Consider the following 15,743-nt stretch of genomic DNA (forward strand, 5'->3'; position numbering starts at 1 on the left):
CGGCAGCACAGCATCGCGACTGAAAACGCAGGAAGCCCGGCACTTCAGTTACCGGGCTGGGTGATGAGGGGATCAGAAAGGCTTGGTTGGCAGGTACTTGCCGTCCAGGGTGATCACGGCACGGTGTCCACCGTCCGGATCTTCAACTTTTTTGATGTCCAGTTTGAAGTTAATGGCGCTGATTATGCCGTCGCCGAACTTCTCGTGAACCAGTGCCTTGAGGGTGGGACCGTAAACTGACATCATCTCGTAGAAACGGTAGATTGTCGGATCGGTCGGGATGCCATCGGCAAAGCTGCCGCGCACGGGCACCGACTGCAGCATTTTAACTTCATCGGCATTCAGGTCGAGCTTCCTGCCGACAACGACCGCTGCGTCGGCAGGTAACGGATGCTGGCCAAGCAAAGCTGCGGTAACGAAGGCTTCCGACAAGCCGGTCCCGTCAACAATTTCGGCGAAAGAGAGGTCCTTGCGGGCCTTAGCCAGAATGATGGTTTCTGTGAGTGCCTGACGTGCTGCCTGGGTAACTTGGGTCTGGATCATGGTCTTTTCTCCTGGTCGGTAAGGGGTTCAGGCAACATGCCTGGATTGTGAGGAAACGGCTTTAACTTCTGGATTTTCAGCAAGGGACACGAAAGCACCGGTTCTGCCATCAAAAGCATCAATACGACCGCTCTCAATGTCATAGATCCAGCCGTGCAGGGTCACCCGGCCTTCTTCAAGCGCCAGACGAACGGACGGATGAGTCTGGATATTAGCCAGCTGAGCGACGACGTTTTCGCGCACCATAGCCGCGACTTTGGATGACTGGTCGGGATGGTGTCGGGCTTCATTCACCACACGGGCAGAGTCGGCATAGCGCAGCCAGCTTGATACGGCGGGCATATGGTCGAGACATTTACAGGTGGCAACGGCGGTCATGGCACCGCAGTCAGAGTGGCCGCAAATCACGATGTCATTCACCTGGAGCGCGGCGACTGCATACTCCACTGAGGCTGAAACCCCGCCCGGTTCCGGACCGTAAGACGGCACAATGTTACCGGCGTTACGGATCACGAATAAATCGCCAGGTTCGCGCTGGGTAACCAGTTCGGGCACCAGACGGCTGTCAGAGCAGGAAATGAACAATGCTCTCGGGCTTTGCTGATTAGCCAGGCTTTTGAACAGCTTGACCCGCTCGGGGAAAGCGTTTTTCTGGAACTTCAGAAAACCTTCAATAATCTCTTTCATGGTTGCAATCTCAGTGTCGGTTGTGTGTGGCTGAGATTAAACAACCCGTGGCATAAGATAAAAGTCTATATTATTATGGATTAATTCAGATAATCTTATGATGGTAAGTTATGCTCGCACGTCACATACGGTATTTTCAGGCGGTTGCTGAACATCTCAGCTTCACCAAAGCTGCGGCTGCACTGCACGTCTCTCAGCCAGCCCTCTCGCAGCTGGTAAAGCAACTGGAAGAAGAGCTCCGCACCCAGTTGTTTGACCGGTCTGGTCGTACAACACGTCTGACGGATACCGGACACGCTTATCTTCAGTATGTACGCCGTGCATCTCAGGAGTTGCGGGAAGCCACGCGCGCGATCCACGACGTGAACGATCTCAGCCGTGGTTCGCTTCGCTTAGCCGTGACGCCAACCTTCACAACGTATCTTGTCGGGCCGCTGGTCGAGGCATTCCACCTTCGCTACCCGGAGATCACCCTCAATGTACGGGAGATTTCACAGGAAAGTATGGAAGAGCTTCTCCAGGAAGGAGAGCTGGACGTGGGGATAGCATTCGGGGATGTTCACTGCCCGGACATCGACGCGATACCGTTGCTGGACGAAACGCTTGCCCTCGTGGTAAACAGCGGGCACAGGCTTGCGAAGGAAAAATCTGTCGGGCTTCAGGCTTTGAACACCGAGTCACTGGTATTACTCAGCAAGGAATTCGCGACCCGCGAACAGATTGACAGCTACTGCCGTAGACACAGTATTCATCCAAAGGTGCTGATGGAAGCTAACGCTCTCGGGGCGGTAATAGAAATTGTCCGCAGGACATCTTTGTCCACGCTCCTGCCCGCCAGAACGGCCCTGGCCCAGGATAATCTGGTGGCGATCGCCCTGGAACCCGAGCGCCTGACGCGCACAGCGGTCCTGATGCGTCGAAAGGACGCTTATCAGAGCTTTGCTGCCCGGGCATTTACTGAACTGGCAGCAGAAATATCCGCGCAGCTGAACGGGTGACTGCCTTTTTACAGTGACAGACGCGGGCAGGACCGATGCTTTCCAGGCAGCCGCCGCCAGTAAGAAATAGCTATACCGCAGTCTCAAACGCAGAAAGGGCCGCCCGTCGGGCGGCCCTTTGCGGCACCTCCTTGTACGACCATTCCTTATTTGTGCAGCTTAGCAGTCATGTGTACGACGTCATTGCTGCTGGCTTCAGTGATGGTGTACTGAGCACCCTGTTGCTGAGCCTGCGCAGCAATCTTAGCCTCAGCGTCGTCGAGCGTCAGCGCATTCGCGGTAATGCTCTGCGCCGATACTGAGACCGACATCAGTGAAAGAGTGGTCACGGCGACGATTGACAAAGTTTTATAATTTTCATGGCCTTAATCCTTAGGTTATATGGTCAAAGGAGTGTTCTCCTTCGCTGTAACGCAAGGTTAAGGAATTCATCTTATAAGGTAAAAGTCTCATTTGTTATAGATTAATTTAGATAATCTTATACATACATAAGAGCCGAAGAACGAAGCTGTGATTGATAACAGAGCGTGAAGACGTTGCCGGCAACGGATGGCTCTCTGCCAGTAGAAAAATTCCCATACTGAATGCCTGTATGCCGGGACTGCTTCAGGTGTTTCGGGAGCAGTTTAACCTGCATGAAAACGTCTGCTCCTCGCTCACAGCGGACCTTCAGCGCAGTTAGTATGCCAGGAGCGGACGTTTGTGGTTCCAGAGACACTTGAAGCTATTACCTTACCTGGAGTCTTTCATTGCATCCTGCTTCCCGGGACTGTATTGCTGTTGTGTCCCGGGAAGATAAAATTTTCCTGACCGGTCTGGATTGGTACCGCCCGGGCAACCCGCCCGGCCCGGAGCAGAAACAGTATTACTGCCGTCTGATCCGTTTCCTCCATCAGAAAAATTCCCGCCATTACCGCCATCAGCAGCATTTACAGCAAATGCGCATATGATAAAAAAAACGCGAAAACACGCCGGCTCATAAAAAACTCCATTGTTTAACAATCAAATGTTCAACCAGGCCCGCTAGAGCATGGTCCGCTCTTCGCTCAGCAGTCTCTTAGAGACTTGTGAACGGGCAGCTTCGTGCAGCAGACATTGCAACGCGGAGTATTTGTTGCAAATTTGAGTTTATGGATCCAGCCTGCCTCGGGTAAGAGGATGTGAATAAAGAACAGTTATGCCGGGAACATACCCCCACCCCATAAGCGGCTGGGGGCCAGTAATAATGCCAGGCTAGTCTGCCCGCGAATAACGTAGCGGATTAAACCCGTTATTTTTTGGGGGTGATTTTCGTCACTGAGCCTGTTTGAGCTTTATCCCCGGTAGTACCATACATAGACACCAGATAAACGGCACCATCAGGCGCAACAGTCAGGTGGTTTGGCGTATCATCCATCGGGATATTCGCGACCAGTTTACCGTCTTTGTCCAGAACAGCAACGGTTCCGCCTGCACGGGTGGCGGCGAAAACCTGCGACGTCACCGGATCCCAAACGACAGATACACCCCCGGCACCAATATAAGTATCAGCGAGAAGCTTGCCGTCCGCATCAAGAACCACGACATTGTTCGTCTCCTGGGAAGCGACGTAAAGACGACCGGTCTCAGGATCTCGAGCGATGTCGGTTGCGCCTTGCGCCTGAGGTATTTTCACCGTCGTACTTTTGCCCGTTTTGAGATCAATCCAGCCCACCCAAGGCGTATCGCGGCTAACGCCATAGAGTTTTCCACCGGCACTGTCGAGCGCAAGATCTGTATTGTAAAACGCGTCGCGGCCGCGGTTCGTCACGAACGCCATCTGACCGATATGTTCCAGCGTTTTGGTATCATAAACCTCGATAAAACCGGTCAGTGCTGCGCTGACATAAGCCCGATTGTGGGCTTCATCAATAATCACATCGCGTGGATGTACGACCGTCCCCTCAGGAAAGACTTTCACGACGGAAAGCGTTTTTGCGTCATAGATGGTCACCGTCTCGGCAAGCGTATTTGTCGTCCAGACCTGGTTATGGACATTATCAATACCGATGCCGAAGACACCAATCTGCTCACCCTTTTTGTCTTTAGCCAGCGTGGCCTCCGCTTCGACAGCCAGCGTTCCGGCGTTCAGTCTCATCAGGCGGCTACCATCTTTCGGGCCGCGTGCAGAGGTCACGAACAGCTTGCCGTCGGCCGAAACTGCCGACTGGTAAGCTCGCTCACCCACGGGAATGGTTTGCAGCCTGAAAGCCTCCGTGTTTTTCGGGGGAACAATTTGGGACAATTTCAACATGACCTGCGAAACACTCGCCGGATTTTGCGTGATAACAGTGAGTGGATGGAGGCCTGTAGCGGCATCGGCCGGAACGGTTAACGGAATAGTGAGGTTTCCCTTCTCGTCGGCGGTCAGTGGTTTCGGTGTCAGGACTTCAGCACCATTCAGCATGGTGACAGTCGCGCCCGCCTGCAGGCTCTTAATCAATATAACCGTTTTATCTCCGGGCTTAACAGGAACGTCCCGTGATCCAGCACGGATACTGCCAGGAAAGGTAGTGGTAGCGGCTGTCCATTGGCTATCGGCGTAAGCCGCTGTGGCAGTTGACATCGCAATCGTGGAGGCCAATAGCACTGAACGGACTGAAATTCTTCTCATCTTATCTCCATAAATTGTATTAATGCTGCATCTCAACGCAGCCACAGGTTATTCCCCATTCGCTGAGTCTTACCTTCCGTCCTGAGAAATATGTCTTGTTATTTGCGCATTCAACATACCATATCAATGTAAATAATTATCATTACTGTTTTGAGTGGTATCTTAAGTGCGGGGATGGGGGGGGGATGTGCAGCGGGCGCACGAGCTGGAGATTTTCCGGTAAGGGGCGGCTATGTGCCAAAAGCAGACGTTGATAACATTGTGTTATGTTAATTTATACTGAGCAAGTCGCTATGTTAATACCAGACTTTGATAGCAACGCATTCGCCCGCTTTGGTGAGATAAATACAGAATGTCTTGACACAAAAAGTCATGCCAGTTGTGCAGTACTGCACAACTGGCATATCCATCGGCTTGCATTTATTCCAGCTTAGGCATGATTCTCAAGTGACTAATCTTTCATTCCAAAGGCTTTTCTCAATCCCTTACTAACCATACTGGCAGGTGCAAAACGACGTAGTCTGGCAAGCAGCGTGGCTTCACCACCCGGTGTGTGTCGCATTTTCCATGGCCCTAATGCTGCATTAACAATTACTCCTGCAACGCTTTCGGGTAAAGAAGCAGTACTGACTTGTTTCAGTATGGTCCCCAGGGTCTGGCCTCGCGCATTCTCATAAAAGGCGATCTTTTCTGCTGTTTCAGCGGAGTTCATATCAAGTTTTGTTCTTGTAAAAGAAGGTTCAACCAGCGTAGCGCGAACGCCGATTCCACGTAGCTCGTGATCCAGGGTTTCAGACATCCCTTCCAGAGCATGTTTTGAGGCAGCGTAAATGCCCATAAAGGGCGCAGGCAGAAAGCCCAGCACGGAGCTGACATTCACGATACGCCCGCTTTTCTGATTTCGCATGTGTGGCAGTACGGCCCTTGTCGTACGTAATGCCCCGAAAAAATTGGTATCAAACAGCCGGGTAGCCTCCTCCACTGATGTTTCCTCCACTGCACCAATCAGGGACACACCCGCGCTGTTAACCAGAACGTCAATACGTCCGGCTTTGACTATCACTCTTTCAATTGCCTGTTGCACCGAATGTTCATCGCGTATATCAATTTCTGTCAGCGCAACACCATTCAACGGGGAAGCGCTATTGATATCCCTGACGGTACCATATACCTGACAACCTCTGGCTTTAAAAGCCAGGGCTGCCGCCCTGCCAATACCTGACGAAACGCCGGTAATCAGAACGACTTTATATTCAGACATTTTTTAATCCTTCAGAAATGGATGGATTTTCCGCTGACGAGGTTGAAGTCGGGCTCTTTATCCGGAACCAGATGGCATACATGGCTGGCAGGAATACCAGCGTAATGATGGTCCCCCCCAGTGTCCCACCTATCAGTGTGTAGGCAAGGGTTCCCCAGAACACCGAATGTGTTAAAGGGATAAAGGCCAGAATGGCCGCCATCGCCGTAAGCAGTACAGGCCGGGAGCGCTGTACCGTTGCCTCAATGACCGCATGGAAGGGTTCAAGCCCTTCCTGCTCGTTATGATGGATCTGGCCGATGAGGATCAGCGTGTTACGCATCAAAATCCCTGACAGGGCAATCAGACCAACCAGCGCATTGATGCCAAAGGGCTGGTTGAAGAGCAGCAAGGTTGGCACCACGCCTACCAGTCCCAGAGGTGCGGTCATAAACACCATTACCATCGCTGCCATTGAACGCACCTGAAGGATAATGATCAGCAGTGTCATGGCAATCATGACAGGGAATAACGGTACCATCGCCAGGGTGGCTTTTCCTGACTCCTCAATAGAGCCAGCCTCCTCAATACGGTATCCATCCGGAAGCGTTGTGATGATGGGCTGCAGCAGCTTCATAATCGCAGTGGAGACATCCGGCGGCTGCAGGGATTCGGCGATATCGCCCCGCACGGTAATGGTTGGCATACGGTCACGACGTCGCAGGACCGGGTCTTCCATGCGCACTTCGACTTCACCAACCTGCGATAGCGGAATACGCTGCCCTGCGGAGCCGACCAGAGTGAAACCCGCTATTTTCGCCGGATCAAGCCTGATATCACCGGCAACGCGTCCCATGACCTGCACCGAACGGATATCTTCACGCACCTGGGTGACAGGAACGCCCGAAAGCAAGAACTGAAGCTGCTGAGCCACTGCGTTTGATGTCAGCCCCACTGCCTGCAGGCGATCCTGATTCAGGGTGAAATGCAGTGTCGGCACGCGTGAGCCCCAGTCCGTGTTGACCGTTCTCATTAACGGGCTAGCCTGCATCAGCGTTTTCACCTTATCTGCAATGTCCCGTAATACAGTCGGATCAGGCCCTGTCACACGGAAGGCAACCGGATAGGGTGAATAGGGGCCAAACACCAGCTGGGTCACGCGAACCCGCGCCTCAGGAGCCAGTCCATCAGCCGCAGCCTGGCGAAGACGGAACTTGAGCGCCTCACGGGATTCCTGACTGTCCGCCAGGATAACAATTTTCGCAAAAGAGGGGTCGGGCAGTTCCGGCGCCATGGCGAGATAAAATCGGGGTGACCCTTGCCCGGTGTAAGAGGTCACAATTTTTGCCTCTTTTTGGCGCTTCAGCCAGTCCTCAATTTTCGTCACGGCGGCGCTGGTTTGTTCAATGGAAGTGCCATACGGCATCTGCACTTCCACGAGGACCTCAGGCCGGTCAGACGTCGGGAAAAACTGTTTTTTCACCAGTGCCATGCCGAGAAGGGCGACGGTAAAAACCGCGATAACAGAACCTGCGACCAGCCATTTTCGCGCGATTACCCGCGTCAGCAACTGACGAAAACGGTTGTAGCGGCGGGTGTTGTAGATAGCATCATGTCCCCCTTCAACTGTTTTGATGTCTGGCAGCATTTTCACCCCGAGATACGGTGTAAACACCACCGCCACCACCCAAGAGGCGATTAAGGCAATTCCCACAATCCAGAACATATTGCTGGTGTATTCACCCGCTGTGGATTGAGCAAAACCGTTGGGCATAAAGCCGACGGCCGTAACCAGCGTACCAGCCAGCATTGGTGCAGCGGTGTGACTCCAGGCATAGGCCGAGGCTTTGATCCGGTCGTATCCCTCCTCCATTTTCACCACCATCATTTCGATGGCAATGATGGCATCATCCACCAGTAGCCCCAGCGCCAGGATGAGCGATCCCAGGGTTATTCGGTCAAAATTCTTGCCCGTGGCTTCCATCACCACAAAAACGGCAGCCAATGTTAAAGGTACCGCAGCGGCAACCACAACACCGACGCGCCAGCCCATACTGAGAAAGCAGACCACCATCACGACCAGCAGCGCCACAAAAAACTTGATCATGAACTCGTCTACGGCGGAACTGATGTTAACTGACTGATCGGTGACTTTCGCGAATGTCATGCCTAGTGGCATGCCCGCATTGATACTGGCGGCTTCCTTATCCAGCGCTTTACCCAGCTCCAGACCGTTCCAGCCCTCACGCATCACGATACCCAGCAGAAGTGCAGGTTCTCCCTGGTTACGCACCATAAAGGTCGCCGGATCTTCGTAGCCGCGCTCGACCGTTGCCACATCGGAAAGCTTCAGCGTCCTTCCCTGCACCACAACCGGCGTTTCACGAATGTTCTCCAGCTTGTCAAACGCCCCATCCAGACGGATAAAAACCTGTGGTCCACGAGTGTCTATCGAGCCGGCAGGTGTCAGCATGTTCTGGTTGTTCAGGGCAGCAAAGATATCCTGCGCAGAAACCCCCAGGGTTGCCAGACGGTCATGGGAAAATGAGACAAAAATCCGCTCGGCCTGCTCACCGATAATATTGACCTTTTTCACCCCGGGAACATGCAATAAGCGCTGGCGTAATGACTCAGCATCGCGCACCAGTAGCCGCTGTGGCTCTCCTTTTGCCTTCAGCGCAAATAGCGCAAACGTGACATCCGAGAACTCATCGTTGACCATCGGTCCTGATACTCCTGCCGGCAGGTTTTTGGCCTCATCGCTGAGTTTTTTGCGTGCCTGATAGAATTCTTCCTGGACCTCTGAGGGGGGAGTACTGTCCAGCAATGAGAGCATAGTAAAAGCCAGACCGGGACGCGTGTAGGTCTCTGTACGGTCATACCACTTGAGCTCCTGAAGACGTTTCTCCAGCGGTTCGGCTACCTGATCCTGCATTTCCTGAGCCGTCGCGCCTGGCCAGGCAGAAATGATGGTCATCTGCTTGACCGTAAAAGGCGGATCTTCTGCGCGCCCAAGTCCAAGGAACGAGAGAATACCGGCAACCGTAATCAGCAGAATGAGAAACAGTGTGATGGAACGCTCGCGCACCGCGAGCGCGGAAAGATTGAAGCGCCCGCGGCTCATGGACGACTCCCGGCGACACTGACATCGCTCTGCTTCGCCAGCCGGACAGTCTCACCGTCATGGAGCAGATGAGCCCCCAGCGCCACGACCTGTTCGCCGGACTTAAGGCTGCCGGTCACGCTTGCCGCATCATCCCCGAGGCTGACGACCTGCACGGGCAGCCATGTCACTCTGGCGGGATTGCCTGAAATGCGCCAGACCCCCGGGCCTTTACCCGCGTCAAACACGGCAGCTAAAGGCACCTGCAGCAACGGCTGGGATGATCTGCTCTGCGCAATATGGATGGTGACAGTGGATCCCAGAGGGGCGCCAGACATGGGACCGTTGAGCACGTACCTTGCCTCAAACGTGCGCGTTAGCGGGTCGGCTGCATCAGAGAGTAACCGCAGTGTCGCGGAAACAGATTGTGTATCGCTGCCGTACAGTGAGGCCTGTGCCGCACTTCCAACTACCGGGCGCAGCGTCTCAGGCAACTGGACGACCGCTTCGCGCTGTCCAGCCCTCGCAAGCCGGATAACCGGTTGTCCGGCACTGACCACCTGACCTGGTTCGGCCAGCGTTTCCATGACCACGCCGTCAGCATCGGCCACCAGGACCGCGTAGCTCATGGCGTTTTGCGCCACATTCGCCTGCGCCTGGGCGGCACTGAGGTCAGCCCTGGCCGTGTCTGCGGCAGCCTTAATCTGGTCGTAAGCGGATGCCGATACAGCACCTGCGGTGACCAGACCGCGATAACGCGATTCGTCATCCGCTGTCTGGCGGGCACGCGCTTTTGCTGCGGCGACAGCCTGCTGTTGAGCCTGAGCCTGCAGGCTCAGATCAACCGGGTCCAGACGCATTAACGGCTGGCCACGTTTTACGGCCTGGCCGGTATCAACGAGACGTTCCAGGATTTTGCCCTGAACCCTGAAACCAAGGTCGCTCTGAATTCGTGCAACAACCACCCCCGTAAAAGCGCGGGAAAAGTCGGTTGCATTGATCGCTGCGGCAGACCTGACCAGAGGTGGCAGACTGCGTGGATCGCTGTTATCGGAAGCATCACCGCAGGCCACAAGGGCAAACGGCAACAGGCAGACAGCAAAGGTGACAGGTTTAAGCCCGAGCATGGGTTCCCTTGATTAATTAAACAGGACAGGAACCCATATTTATACCTGTGACTAAATTTGTCAATAGTCACAATGTCAGGGTGACAAACTTCTCAGAATCAGTGATGGCAGCAACACCGCCGCTGCCTGGGCAGTTTCCAGATTATACTGCAGCAGAACCGGGCTAATATAGGGACGCATGACCATAAAAATCGCATCCGCCGTCTCGTCCAGTGGCGTTTTTCTTTCGAACTCACCAGCCTGTCGCCCTTCAACAATGATCTGCTCAATAAGCTGCCGCAGGAGCTGCTCATGAGCTTGTGCTGAGGGCCATTTATCACGCACAGCAACGGCCGCGATGTCGTGCAACTTACGGTCATGAAAAAATAAATCGCAGCCGGATTCTGACAATGCCCTGAATAACCGCCTTATTTTCTCTGAGGCTGTGGGCGCATCCACAATCGCTGCGTTGACAATGTCCCTTATGATTGCCAGCCGGTTAGCACAGATCACTTCTCCGATAGCCTGTTTGGAATCGAAAAACTTATAGATATAAGCCTTTGAAAAACCAATTGCTTTGGCGAGGTCTGAGACAGTTGTTTTTTCGTAGCCAAAGTGACCGAAATGCTCAGTGGCTGCGTCAACGACCTGATCGCGGACATTATGATCGGAAGGTCCCCTGGAAGGAGTTTCATTCATTTGTTTAGTCATTTTTCCATATTAGCTCAATGAAGCCTGATTGACAACGAGTGACCATTTGGTAATGTGGTCACAATTCACATTCGACTCAAGGGTTCTTCATGTTTTCCCTAAATACACTTGCACTCATTGTAGGAGCCCTCACTCTGGCAGGCTGTACCGTTGGACCAGATTACCATCTCCCTGCGGCTCCGCTTGGGGAGCGTTATCAGGCTCAATCGGCCTTACAGCAACGCAGCACTTCCCTGCCTGCCAGTTTATCTGTCTGGTGGGAGGGTTTCAGAGACCCCCTGTTGAGCAGGCTCATTTCAGATGCACTTGAGCAAAATCTCGACCTTGCACAGTCTTCCGCCAGAATGGCTCAGGCCCGGGCCGGGCTGGGAGCCGCAACAGCGGCACTGTTACCGTCCGGGAGTGTCAGTGGGCAAGCGGCGCGCGCCTATCAGTCGGTTGAAACACCATTGGGTCAGGTGGTCAATTCAACGCCGGATTATAATCGCTACGGCAATTCCTATGAAACCGATCTCAATGCAGGCTGGGAGATAGACCTGTTCGGTGGCCTGCGGCGCAGCCGACAGGCGGCCCAGGCCGATTATCAGGCTTCTGAGGCCGGTATCGCGGCGACACGTCTTGCTGTCGCCGCGCAGACTGCGGATATCTATATCACCCTGCGTGGATTACAGACCCGTCTGGATATTGCGAATAAACAGGTCATCACAGAACAGCAACTTCTGGAAAAAATTCAGCGTTTATACACCAAAGGGCTGGCTCCACAATATCAGGTCCGCCAGGCTGAAGGCGCGCTGGCACAGGTGCAGTCAACAGTACCTGATCTGAAAAACGGGCTTGATGCCGCCATGAATGCGCTGGACGTTATGCTCGGTACCCCGCCAGGGAGCCACAGGGCTCAACTCTCTTTGCCGGGTGCTATTCCGCAGACACCCGAAATCACCGTAATGGGTACGCCTGCAGATCTGCTTCGCCGTAGGCCCGATATTATTGTCGCCGAGCGTCATCTGGCCGCATCAAGCGCCCGTATCGGTGTGGCTGTCAGCGAGTATTATCCAAAGTTTTCCCTTAACGCGCTGCTTGGCAGCGCAACGGCAGTGTCAGGCGATAATCTTTTCACTGCCGGTGCCAGCCAGTCGTCGGGTGTGCTGGGATTACGCTGGCGGCTTTTTGACTTTGGTCGTATTAACGCCCAGATAGAACAGGCTAAAGGCCAGGAAGCAGAAGCGCTTGCCGCTTATCGTCTGTCAGTGTTACGCGCAACCGAAGATGTTGAGAATGCCTTCTCGGCACTGGTCAATCGCCAGACACAGGCAGCCACACTGACCCGCGGTGAAACCGCCCTGTCCAGTGCCCGACAGTCTTCTTTTATCGCTTTTCAGCAAGGAACAGCCAGCCTGATTGACGTGCTGCACAACGATGAAACGCTTCTCCAGGCTTCCGATGCCAGAGCGCAGGCGCAGACAGAATCGGCCCGTGCAGCAGTGGCGACATTCAGGGCGCTGGGCGGTGGGTGGCAAACGTCATTACCTGACGAAATAGCAAATAAACCCGGTTAAAGGAGTCCGCTGCTTTTATCAGTACGAGCAAAAAATTGGTTATTCAAATGAGCGTAACGGAAAAACGGTGGCTATATGATGACGCGAATTGGCATTCTTGGAATAAATGATCTGACTGAAATCTTTCTGTCTGAATTATTCCGCCTTGACCCTCACGCTTATGTTTTTCTTTCATCCGGAGATCATGAGCGCGCAAACCTGCTGGCAAGGAAGTTTCCCTGCTGGATTCAGGATGATGTTCAGGCGGTAATTAACGAAGCAGATACCATTATCATTACGACAGGAACATTTTCCTCTAAAAACCCGCAGGAAAAACTCGAGTACCGAAAATCACAATTAGTCTTTTTTTTGGAAGCATGGCCATCAATAAGCAGTCAGGTAATTTCACCCCAGACGGATAAAAAAATAAACTTTACAACCAGACACGTGGCGCTGGCTAACATTTCACCATTCATTCATTTAACAGAAGTGCAGATTGATTATTATCTTTTTATTCTTAAGGTCCTGTTAGTAGCAATGAAACCCGTGCATACGCTTGATGTCAATTTCAGATCGTCATCTGAATGAACCTTATCTTGACAGCAATCTTTGCAGGCGCCAGCTAAGATGCCTGGGCGTTACGTTGCGACCAGGATGCAACCGGGAATATGTGGCAGGATCACATCCGCGATAGCGTACCCAGGATGCCACCGTGCGCAGCGATGAACATAGTGACGGCTGACCGACAATAAGATTCGATTTCGTTGTCATCCTCTGCTCTGGTCTCATCAAAGCGCGCGATCATCAGAAGGTCGGAGCCTTTGAAAAGCGCGGCAAACAAGCGAGCGGACTGAAGAGGATCTGGAACGTTCAGAAGCTGCTTCGCGTGCAACTGACGCAGGAGGACCTCGATTTGGGCGATGACATGAGCGGGTCCGGCTTCGTAATGGAGTTTGCTTAGCGACTTTTGATTCGTCTTATCAGCCATGACCATGGCTTCGACACTACTGACGTCTGATCTCAACAGCGTGCGAAGCAGTAATGATCCCACCGCCATCAGTTGATCTTCAACCGAACCATCGACGCCTTCAAGAAGTGCCTGTGGTGCAAACAACTGATGGCAGCCAGCCACGATGGCCGCACTGAACAGCGCCTCCTTGTTATCGAAGTGCCGGTAGATGCTGAGTTTGGATATCTTTGCTCGCTGGGCGATTTTGTCCAGTGTCGTCGCCTGAAATCCTAATTCCACAAAGAGTTCGGACGCGGCGTCGATGATTATCTGGCCAAGCGCTTCGTTGACGGGCCGGCCTCGCCGGGTCTGGCTGTTTTTATTAGTCACTAAATATAGTCCTTGACAGTATCATAATTGCATAATTAAGATACCATGCAGTTTCATAAATATGCAAGCCTGTTTTTAAGGTTGAAGTTAAGGAATACTATCTTCCTGATGGGAGTAAAAATAATGCATATATATTAAATAAAACTATAACGATCGCAACTGATCATGAAGGCTTAATCTTCTCAATTGGTTGCAATGAAGAATATAAAGGGAAGTATAAAAATATATTACATACAGGCCAATCGATGAAAGAGGTTATTGCTCTAACTGAAAAACAACGTATATTTAATGGCTCAGTCATTATTGACGATGATTTTGGCTTCTCGCTTATATTGCCATCACCTTATGATGAAATCGGGGACAGCATTGAAAATATACCTAGTGATATGATATTTAAAGAAATATATGTTTCTGATTTTTCTTCGTGGCGGTCAGGTTATTGAATGAGGTTGAATGTTAATCTCTTGGAGACCAGGGTCAGTACCTGGACAGGGAAACGGGGCTGCATTACAATCACTTTCGCTACTACGACCCGGCGTGCGGGCGCTACACGCAGCCGGATCCGATAGGGCTGGCGGGTGGGGTAAATCCTTACGGGTATGTGCATAATCCGTTGGGGTGAATTGATCCGTTAGATCTAGCGGAATGTCCTACCAAGAAATATGAAGTTGGGCTTTTGATGATTTACAGCGGCGTTCAAAAGTTGGTGACGGATTGGATATTCACCATGCTGCTCAGAAGCACCCGGCAGGACAAGTTATATCTGGTTATGATCCTAAAACCACTCCATCTATAGCCCTTCCAAGAGCTTAACCTAAATTAATACCAACTATGAAAGGTCCGTTTACTGGGACAGCAAGAGATCTATTAGCAATAAGATATACGAGACCTTCGTAACTATACCAACGCTCCACCTTCAGCTATTAAAGATCTTATCAGGCTGAATAAAGAAATGTTTCCTGATGCTTTCAATAAATTAAGGTAAGTTAAATGGATGCTGAAAAATTTGTATATTTATTAAATGTTGTTGTGAAAGATGCAGCAGTAGAGGATATAATATCTATATTGGAATCTCCACCAGGTAGGAAACCATCAAAAGAATTGATTGATTTATCTAATTTTTATAATTCTCAGTCCGATGAGGCTAAGAAATTTATAAATCAGATAATTAAGTGTGCTGCTGATAATACTTTATTCGGTATTTTATGTGTTATCGATGGTGTGCGTGCAATGGAAGGTGATGAAGATAAAGGGCAGTTAGCTCTTACTTACCATAAAGATAACAAGACACCTGTTGTGTTAAACGAAAATAAAGATCTGCACGATCTATACAACGCCAATTAGACCCAAGCCGGAAAGAATACTCGATCTTACCGGCTATTTTTATGTGCTTTGTCTGCTAAACCCTGATCCCCCGGAACGCCTCTTTAGCGGCGGTCTTCATGCGGCCAGGAAAGTTCCCGCCAGAGCGACGCCGGGTTTTACCAGCAGCTCAGCTACACACAGACCGGCATGCTGACAAAGCAGAAAGCCGGGAATCAGAACACCGGACCGGATGAGCTTAACAGCAGTCTGGCGCGGGAATGGCTGTACGACAAAGCCTACAACCTGACCATGATTGCCGACTCACTGCGCGACACTGCGGTGCACAGCCTGACGGCAAACGACCAGATAAGTCATGCCACCTGGACAGGCAGCCAGAGTGTGCCGATGCGTGAAGAGCGCTTCACCTACGACAAAAATCTCAACATCGCCCGCCGCCAGACCTGGATAATAACCATACCTTCGTAACCACGAATGTGAAAAACACAGCATTCTGAAATTTTAACGGTATAGGACATATCCATAT

15 protein-coding genes and 1 pseudogene are annotated in these 15,743 nt (G+C 52.0%); 7 read left to right on the forward strand and 9 right to left on the reverse strand.

The genetic code is table 11. The features are described from left to right. Positions 1-72 precede the first annotated feature (72 nt). Together cynS and ABIE11_RS13060 are read right to left on the reverse strand one after the other, a co-directional pair. Positions 73-543, reverse strand: a complete 471-nt coding sequence (gene cynS, locus ABIE11_RS13055) for a cyanase (protein ID WP_429184642.1) — start codon at positions 541-543, stop codon at positions 73-75. A gap of 27 nt (positions 544-570) precedes the next feature. Further along, positions 571-1,230 carry a carbonic anhydrase gene (locus ABIE11_RS13060; RefSeq protein ID WP_429184643.1) on the reverse strand — a complete coding sequence of 220 codons (660 nt, stop codon included), beginning with the start codon at positions 1,228-1,230 and terminating at the stop codon, positions 571-573. A 110-nt stretch (positions 1,231-1,340) separates the two neighbouring features. Between ABIE11_RS13060 and cynR the strand changes: the two genes are divergently transcribed. Beyond that, on the forward strand, positions 1,341-2,228 hold the full coding sequence (cynR, locus tag ABIE11_RS13065) for a transcriptional regulator CynR (RefSeq protein WP_429184644.1): 888 nt from the start codon (positions 1,341-1,343) through the stop codon (positions 2,226-2,228). A gap of 146 nt (positions 2,229-2,374) precedes the next feature. Here the strand turns inward: cynR and ABIE11_RS13070 are convergent, their stop codons facing one another. From ABIE11_RS13070 to ABIE11_RS13095, 6 genes are all read right to left on the reverse strand, one after another. Then, entirely contained in the window at positions 2,375-2,539 is a 165-nt protein-coding gene (locus ABIE11_RS13070; protein WP_429184715.1) for a YdgH/BhsA/McbA-like domain containing protein, read from the reverse strand. A 959-nt stretch (positions 2,540-3,498) separates the two neighbouring features. Beyond that, positions 3,499-4,860, reverse strand: coding sequence for a YncE family protein (locus ABIE11_RS13075; protein ID WP_429184645.1), 1,362 nt, complete (start codon positions 4,858-4,860; stop codon positions 3,499-3,501). A gap of 451 nt (positions 4,861-5,311) precedes the next feature. Continuing rightward, complete coding sequence (locus ABIE11_RS13080; RefSeq protein WP_429184646.1) at positions 5,312-6,121, reverse strand: oxidoreductase; 810 nt, start codon at positions 6,119-6,121, stop codon at positions 5,312-5,314. Next, a complete protein-coding gene (locus ABIE11_RS13085) occupies positions 6,114-9,224 on the reverse strand; it encodes an efflux RND transporter permease subunit (RefSeq protein WP_429184647.1) in 3,111 nt (1,036 codons plus the stop codon). Before ABIE11_RS13085 ends, ABIE11_RS13080 begins: the two co-directional genes overlap by 8 nt. Next, the gene (locus tag ABIE11_RS13090) at positions 9,221-10,330 is read right to left on the reverse strand and encodes an efflux RND transporter periplasmic adaptor subunit (RefSeq protein ID WP_429184648.1); all 1,110 of its coding nucleotides are present in this window, start codon (positions 10,328-10,330) and stop codon (positions 9,221-9,223) included. Before ABIE11_RS13090 ends, ABIE11_RS13085 begins: the two co-directional genes overlap by 4 nt. A 75-nt stretch (positions 10,331-10,405) precedes the next feature. Beyond that, entirely contained in the window at positions 10,406-11,020 is a 615-nt protein-coding gene (locus tag ABIE11_RS13095; RefSeq protein WP_193037182.1) for a TetR/AcrR family transcriptional regulator, read from the reverse strand. An 89-nt stretch (positions 11,021-11,109) separates the two neighbouring features. Here ABIE11_RS13095 and ABIE11_RS13100 point away from each other — a divergent pair, with 89 nt between their 5' ends. Further along, the gene (locus ABIE11_RS13100) at positions 11,110-12,576 is read left to right on the forward strand and encodes an efflux transporter outer membrane subunit (RefSeq protein ID WP_429184649.1); all 1,467 of its coding nucleotides are present in this window, start codon (positions 11,110-11,112) and stop codon (positions 12,574-12,576) included. Positions 12,577-12,651: 75 nt separating this feature from the next. After that, positions 12,652-13,143, forward strand: a complete 492-nt coding sequence (locus ABIE11_RS13105; protein ID WP_429184650.1) for a hypothetical protein — start codon at positions 12,652-12,654, stop codon at positions 13,141-13,143. Between the two features lie 91 nt (positions 13,144-13,234). Here the strand turns inward: ABIE11_RS13105 and ABIE11_RS13110 are convergent, their stop codons facing one another. Continuing rightward, complete coding sequence (locus ABIE11_RS13110; protein WP_059305031.1) at positions 13,235-13,894, reverse strand: TetR/AcrR family transcriptional regulator; 660 nt, start codon at positions 13,892-13,894, stop codon at positions 13,235-13,237. Between the two features lie 245 nt (positions 13,895-14,139). On the opposite strand from ABIE11_RS13110, the gene ABIE11_RS13115 reads away from it, so the two are divergent. The 4 genes and pseudogenes from ABIE11_RS13115 (at position 14,140) to ABIE11_RS13130 (ending at position 15,685) form a co-directional block, all read left to right on the forward strand. Continuing rightward, positions 14,140-14,337 (forward strand): hypothetical protein, encoded by a 198-nt coding sequence (locus ABIE11_RS13115; protein WP_429184651.1) that lies wholly within the window; start codon positions 14,140-14,142, stop codon positions 14,335-14,337. A 32-nt stretch (positions 14,338-14,369) separates the two neighbouring features. Beyond that, positions 14,370-14,513: pseudogene (locus ABIE11_RS13120) on the forward strand (RHS repeat-associated core domain-containing protein); the annotation flags it as partial. 371 nt (positions 14,514-14,884) lie between these two features. Next, positions 14,885-15,238 (forward strand): hypothetical protein, encoded by a 354-nt coding sequence (locus ABIE11_RS13125; RefSeq protein WP_312155090.1) that lies wholly within the window; start codon positions 14,885-14,887, stop codon positions 15,236-15,238. A gap of 168 nt (positions 15,239-15,406) precedes the next feature. After that, entirely contained in the window at positions 15,407-15,685 is a 279-nt protein-coding gene (locus ABIE11_RS13130; RefSeq protein WP_429184652.1) for a hypothetical protein, read from the forward strand. Positions 15,686-15,743 lie beyond the last annotated feature (58 nt).

The organism is Lelliottia sp. 489, assembly GCF_050435885.1.
Classification (GTDB): domain Bacteria; phylum Pseudomonadota; class Gammaproteobacteria; order Enterobacterales; family Enterobacteriaceae; genus Enterobacter; species Enterobacter nimipressuralis.

Excerpts from the sequence above, each read along its gene's own strand:
- cynS (WP_429184642.1), bottom strand. The coding sequence starts at position 543 with ATGATCCAGACCCAAGTTACCCAGGCAGCACGTCAGGCACTCACAGAA.
- ABIE11_RS13060 (WP_429184643.1), bottom strand. The coding sequence starts at position 1,230 with ATGAAAGAGATTATTGAAGGTTTTCTGAAGTTCCAGAAAAACGCTTTC.
- cynR (WP_429184644.1), top strand. The coding sequence starts at position 1,341 with ATGCTCGCACGTCACATACGGTATTTTCAGGCGGTTGCTGAACATCTC.
- ABIE11_RS13070 (WP_429184715.1), bottom strand. The coding sequence starts at position 2,539 with ATGTCGGTCTCAGTATCGGCGCAGAGCATTACCGCGAATGCGCTGACG.
- ABIE11_RS13075 (WP_429184645.1), bottom strand. The coding sequence starts at position 4,860 with ATGAGAAGAATTTCAGTCCGTTCAGTGCTATTGGCCTCCACGATTGCG.
- ABIE11_RS13080 (WP_429184646.1), bottom strand. The coding sequence starts at position 6,121 with ATGTCTGAATATAAAGTCGTTCTGATTACCGGCGTTTCGTCAGGTATT.
- ABIE11_RS13085 (WP_429184647.1), bottom strand. The coding sequence starts at position 9,224 with ATGAGCCGCGGGCGCTTCAATCTTTCCGCGCTCGCGGTGCGCGAGCGT.
- ABIE11_RS13090 (WP_429184648.1), bottom strand. The coding sequence starts at position 10,330 with ATGCTCGGGCTTAAACCTGTCACCTTTGCTGTCTGCCTGTTGCCGTTT.
- ABIE11_RS13095 (WP_193037182.1), bottom strand. The coding sequence starts at position 11,020 with ATGACTAAACAAATGAATGAAACTCCTTCCAGGGGACCTTCCGATCAT.
- ABIE11_RS13100 (WP_429184649.1), top strand. The coding sequence starts at position 11,110 with ATGTTTTCCCTAAATACACTTGCACTCATTGTAGGAGCCCTCACTCTG.
- ABIE11_RS13105 (WP_429184650.1), top strand. The coding sequence starts at position 12,652 with ATGATGACGCGAATTGGCATTCTTGGAATAAATGATCTGACTGAAATC.
- ABIE11_RS13115 (WP_429184651.1), top strand. The coding sequence starts at position 14,140 with ATGAAAGAGGTTATTGCTCTAACTGAAAAACAACGTATATTTAATGGC.
- ABIE11_RS13125 (WP_312155090.1), top strand. The coding sequence starts at position 14,885 with ATGGATGCTGAAAAATTTGTATATTTATTAAATGTTGTTGTGAAAGAT.
- ABIE11_RS13130 (WP_429184652.1), top strand. The coding sequence starts at position 15,407 with ATGCTGACAAAGCAGAAAGCCGGGAATCAGAACACCGGACCGGATGAG.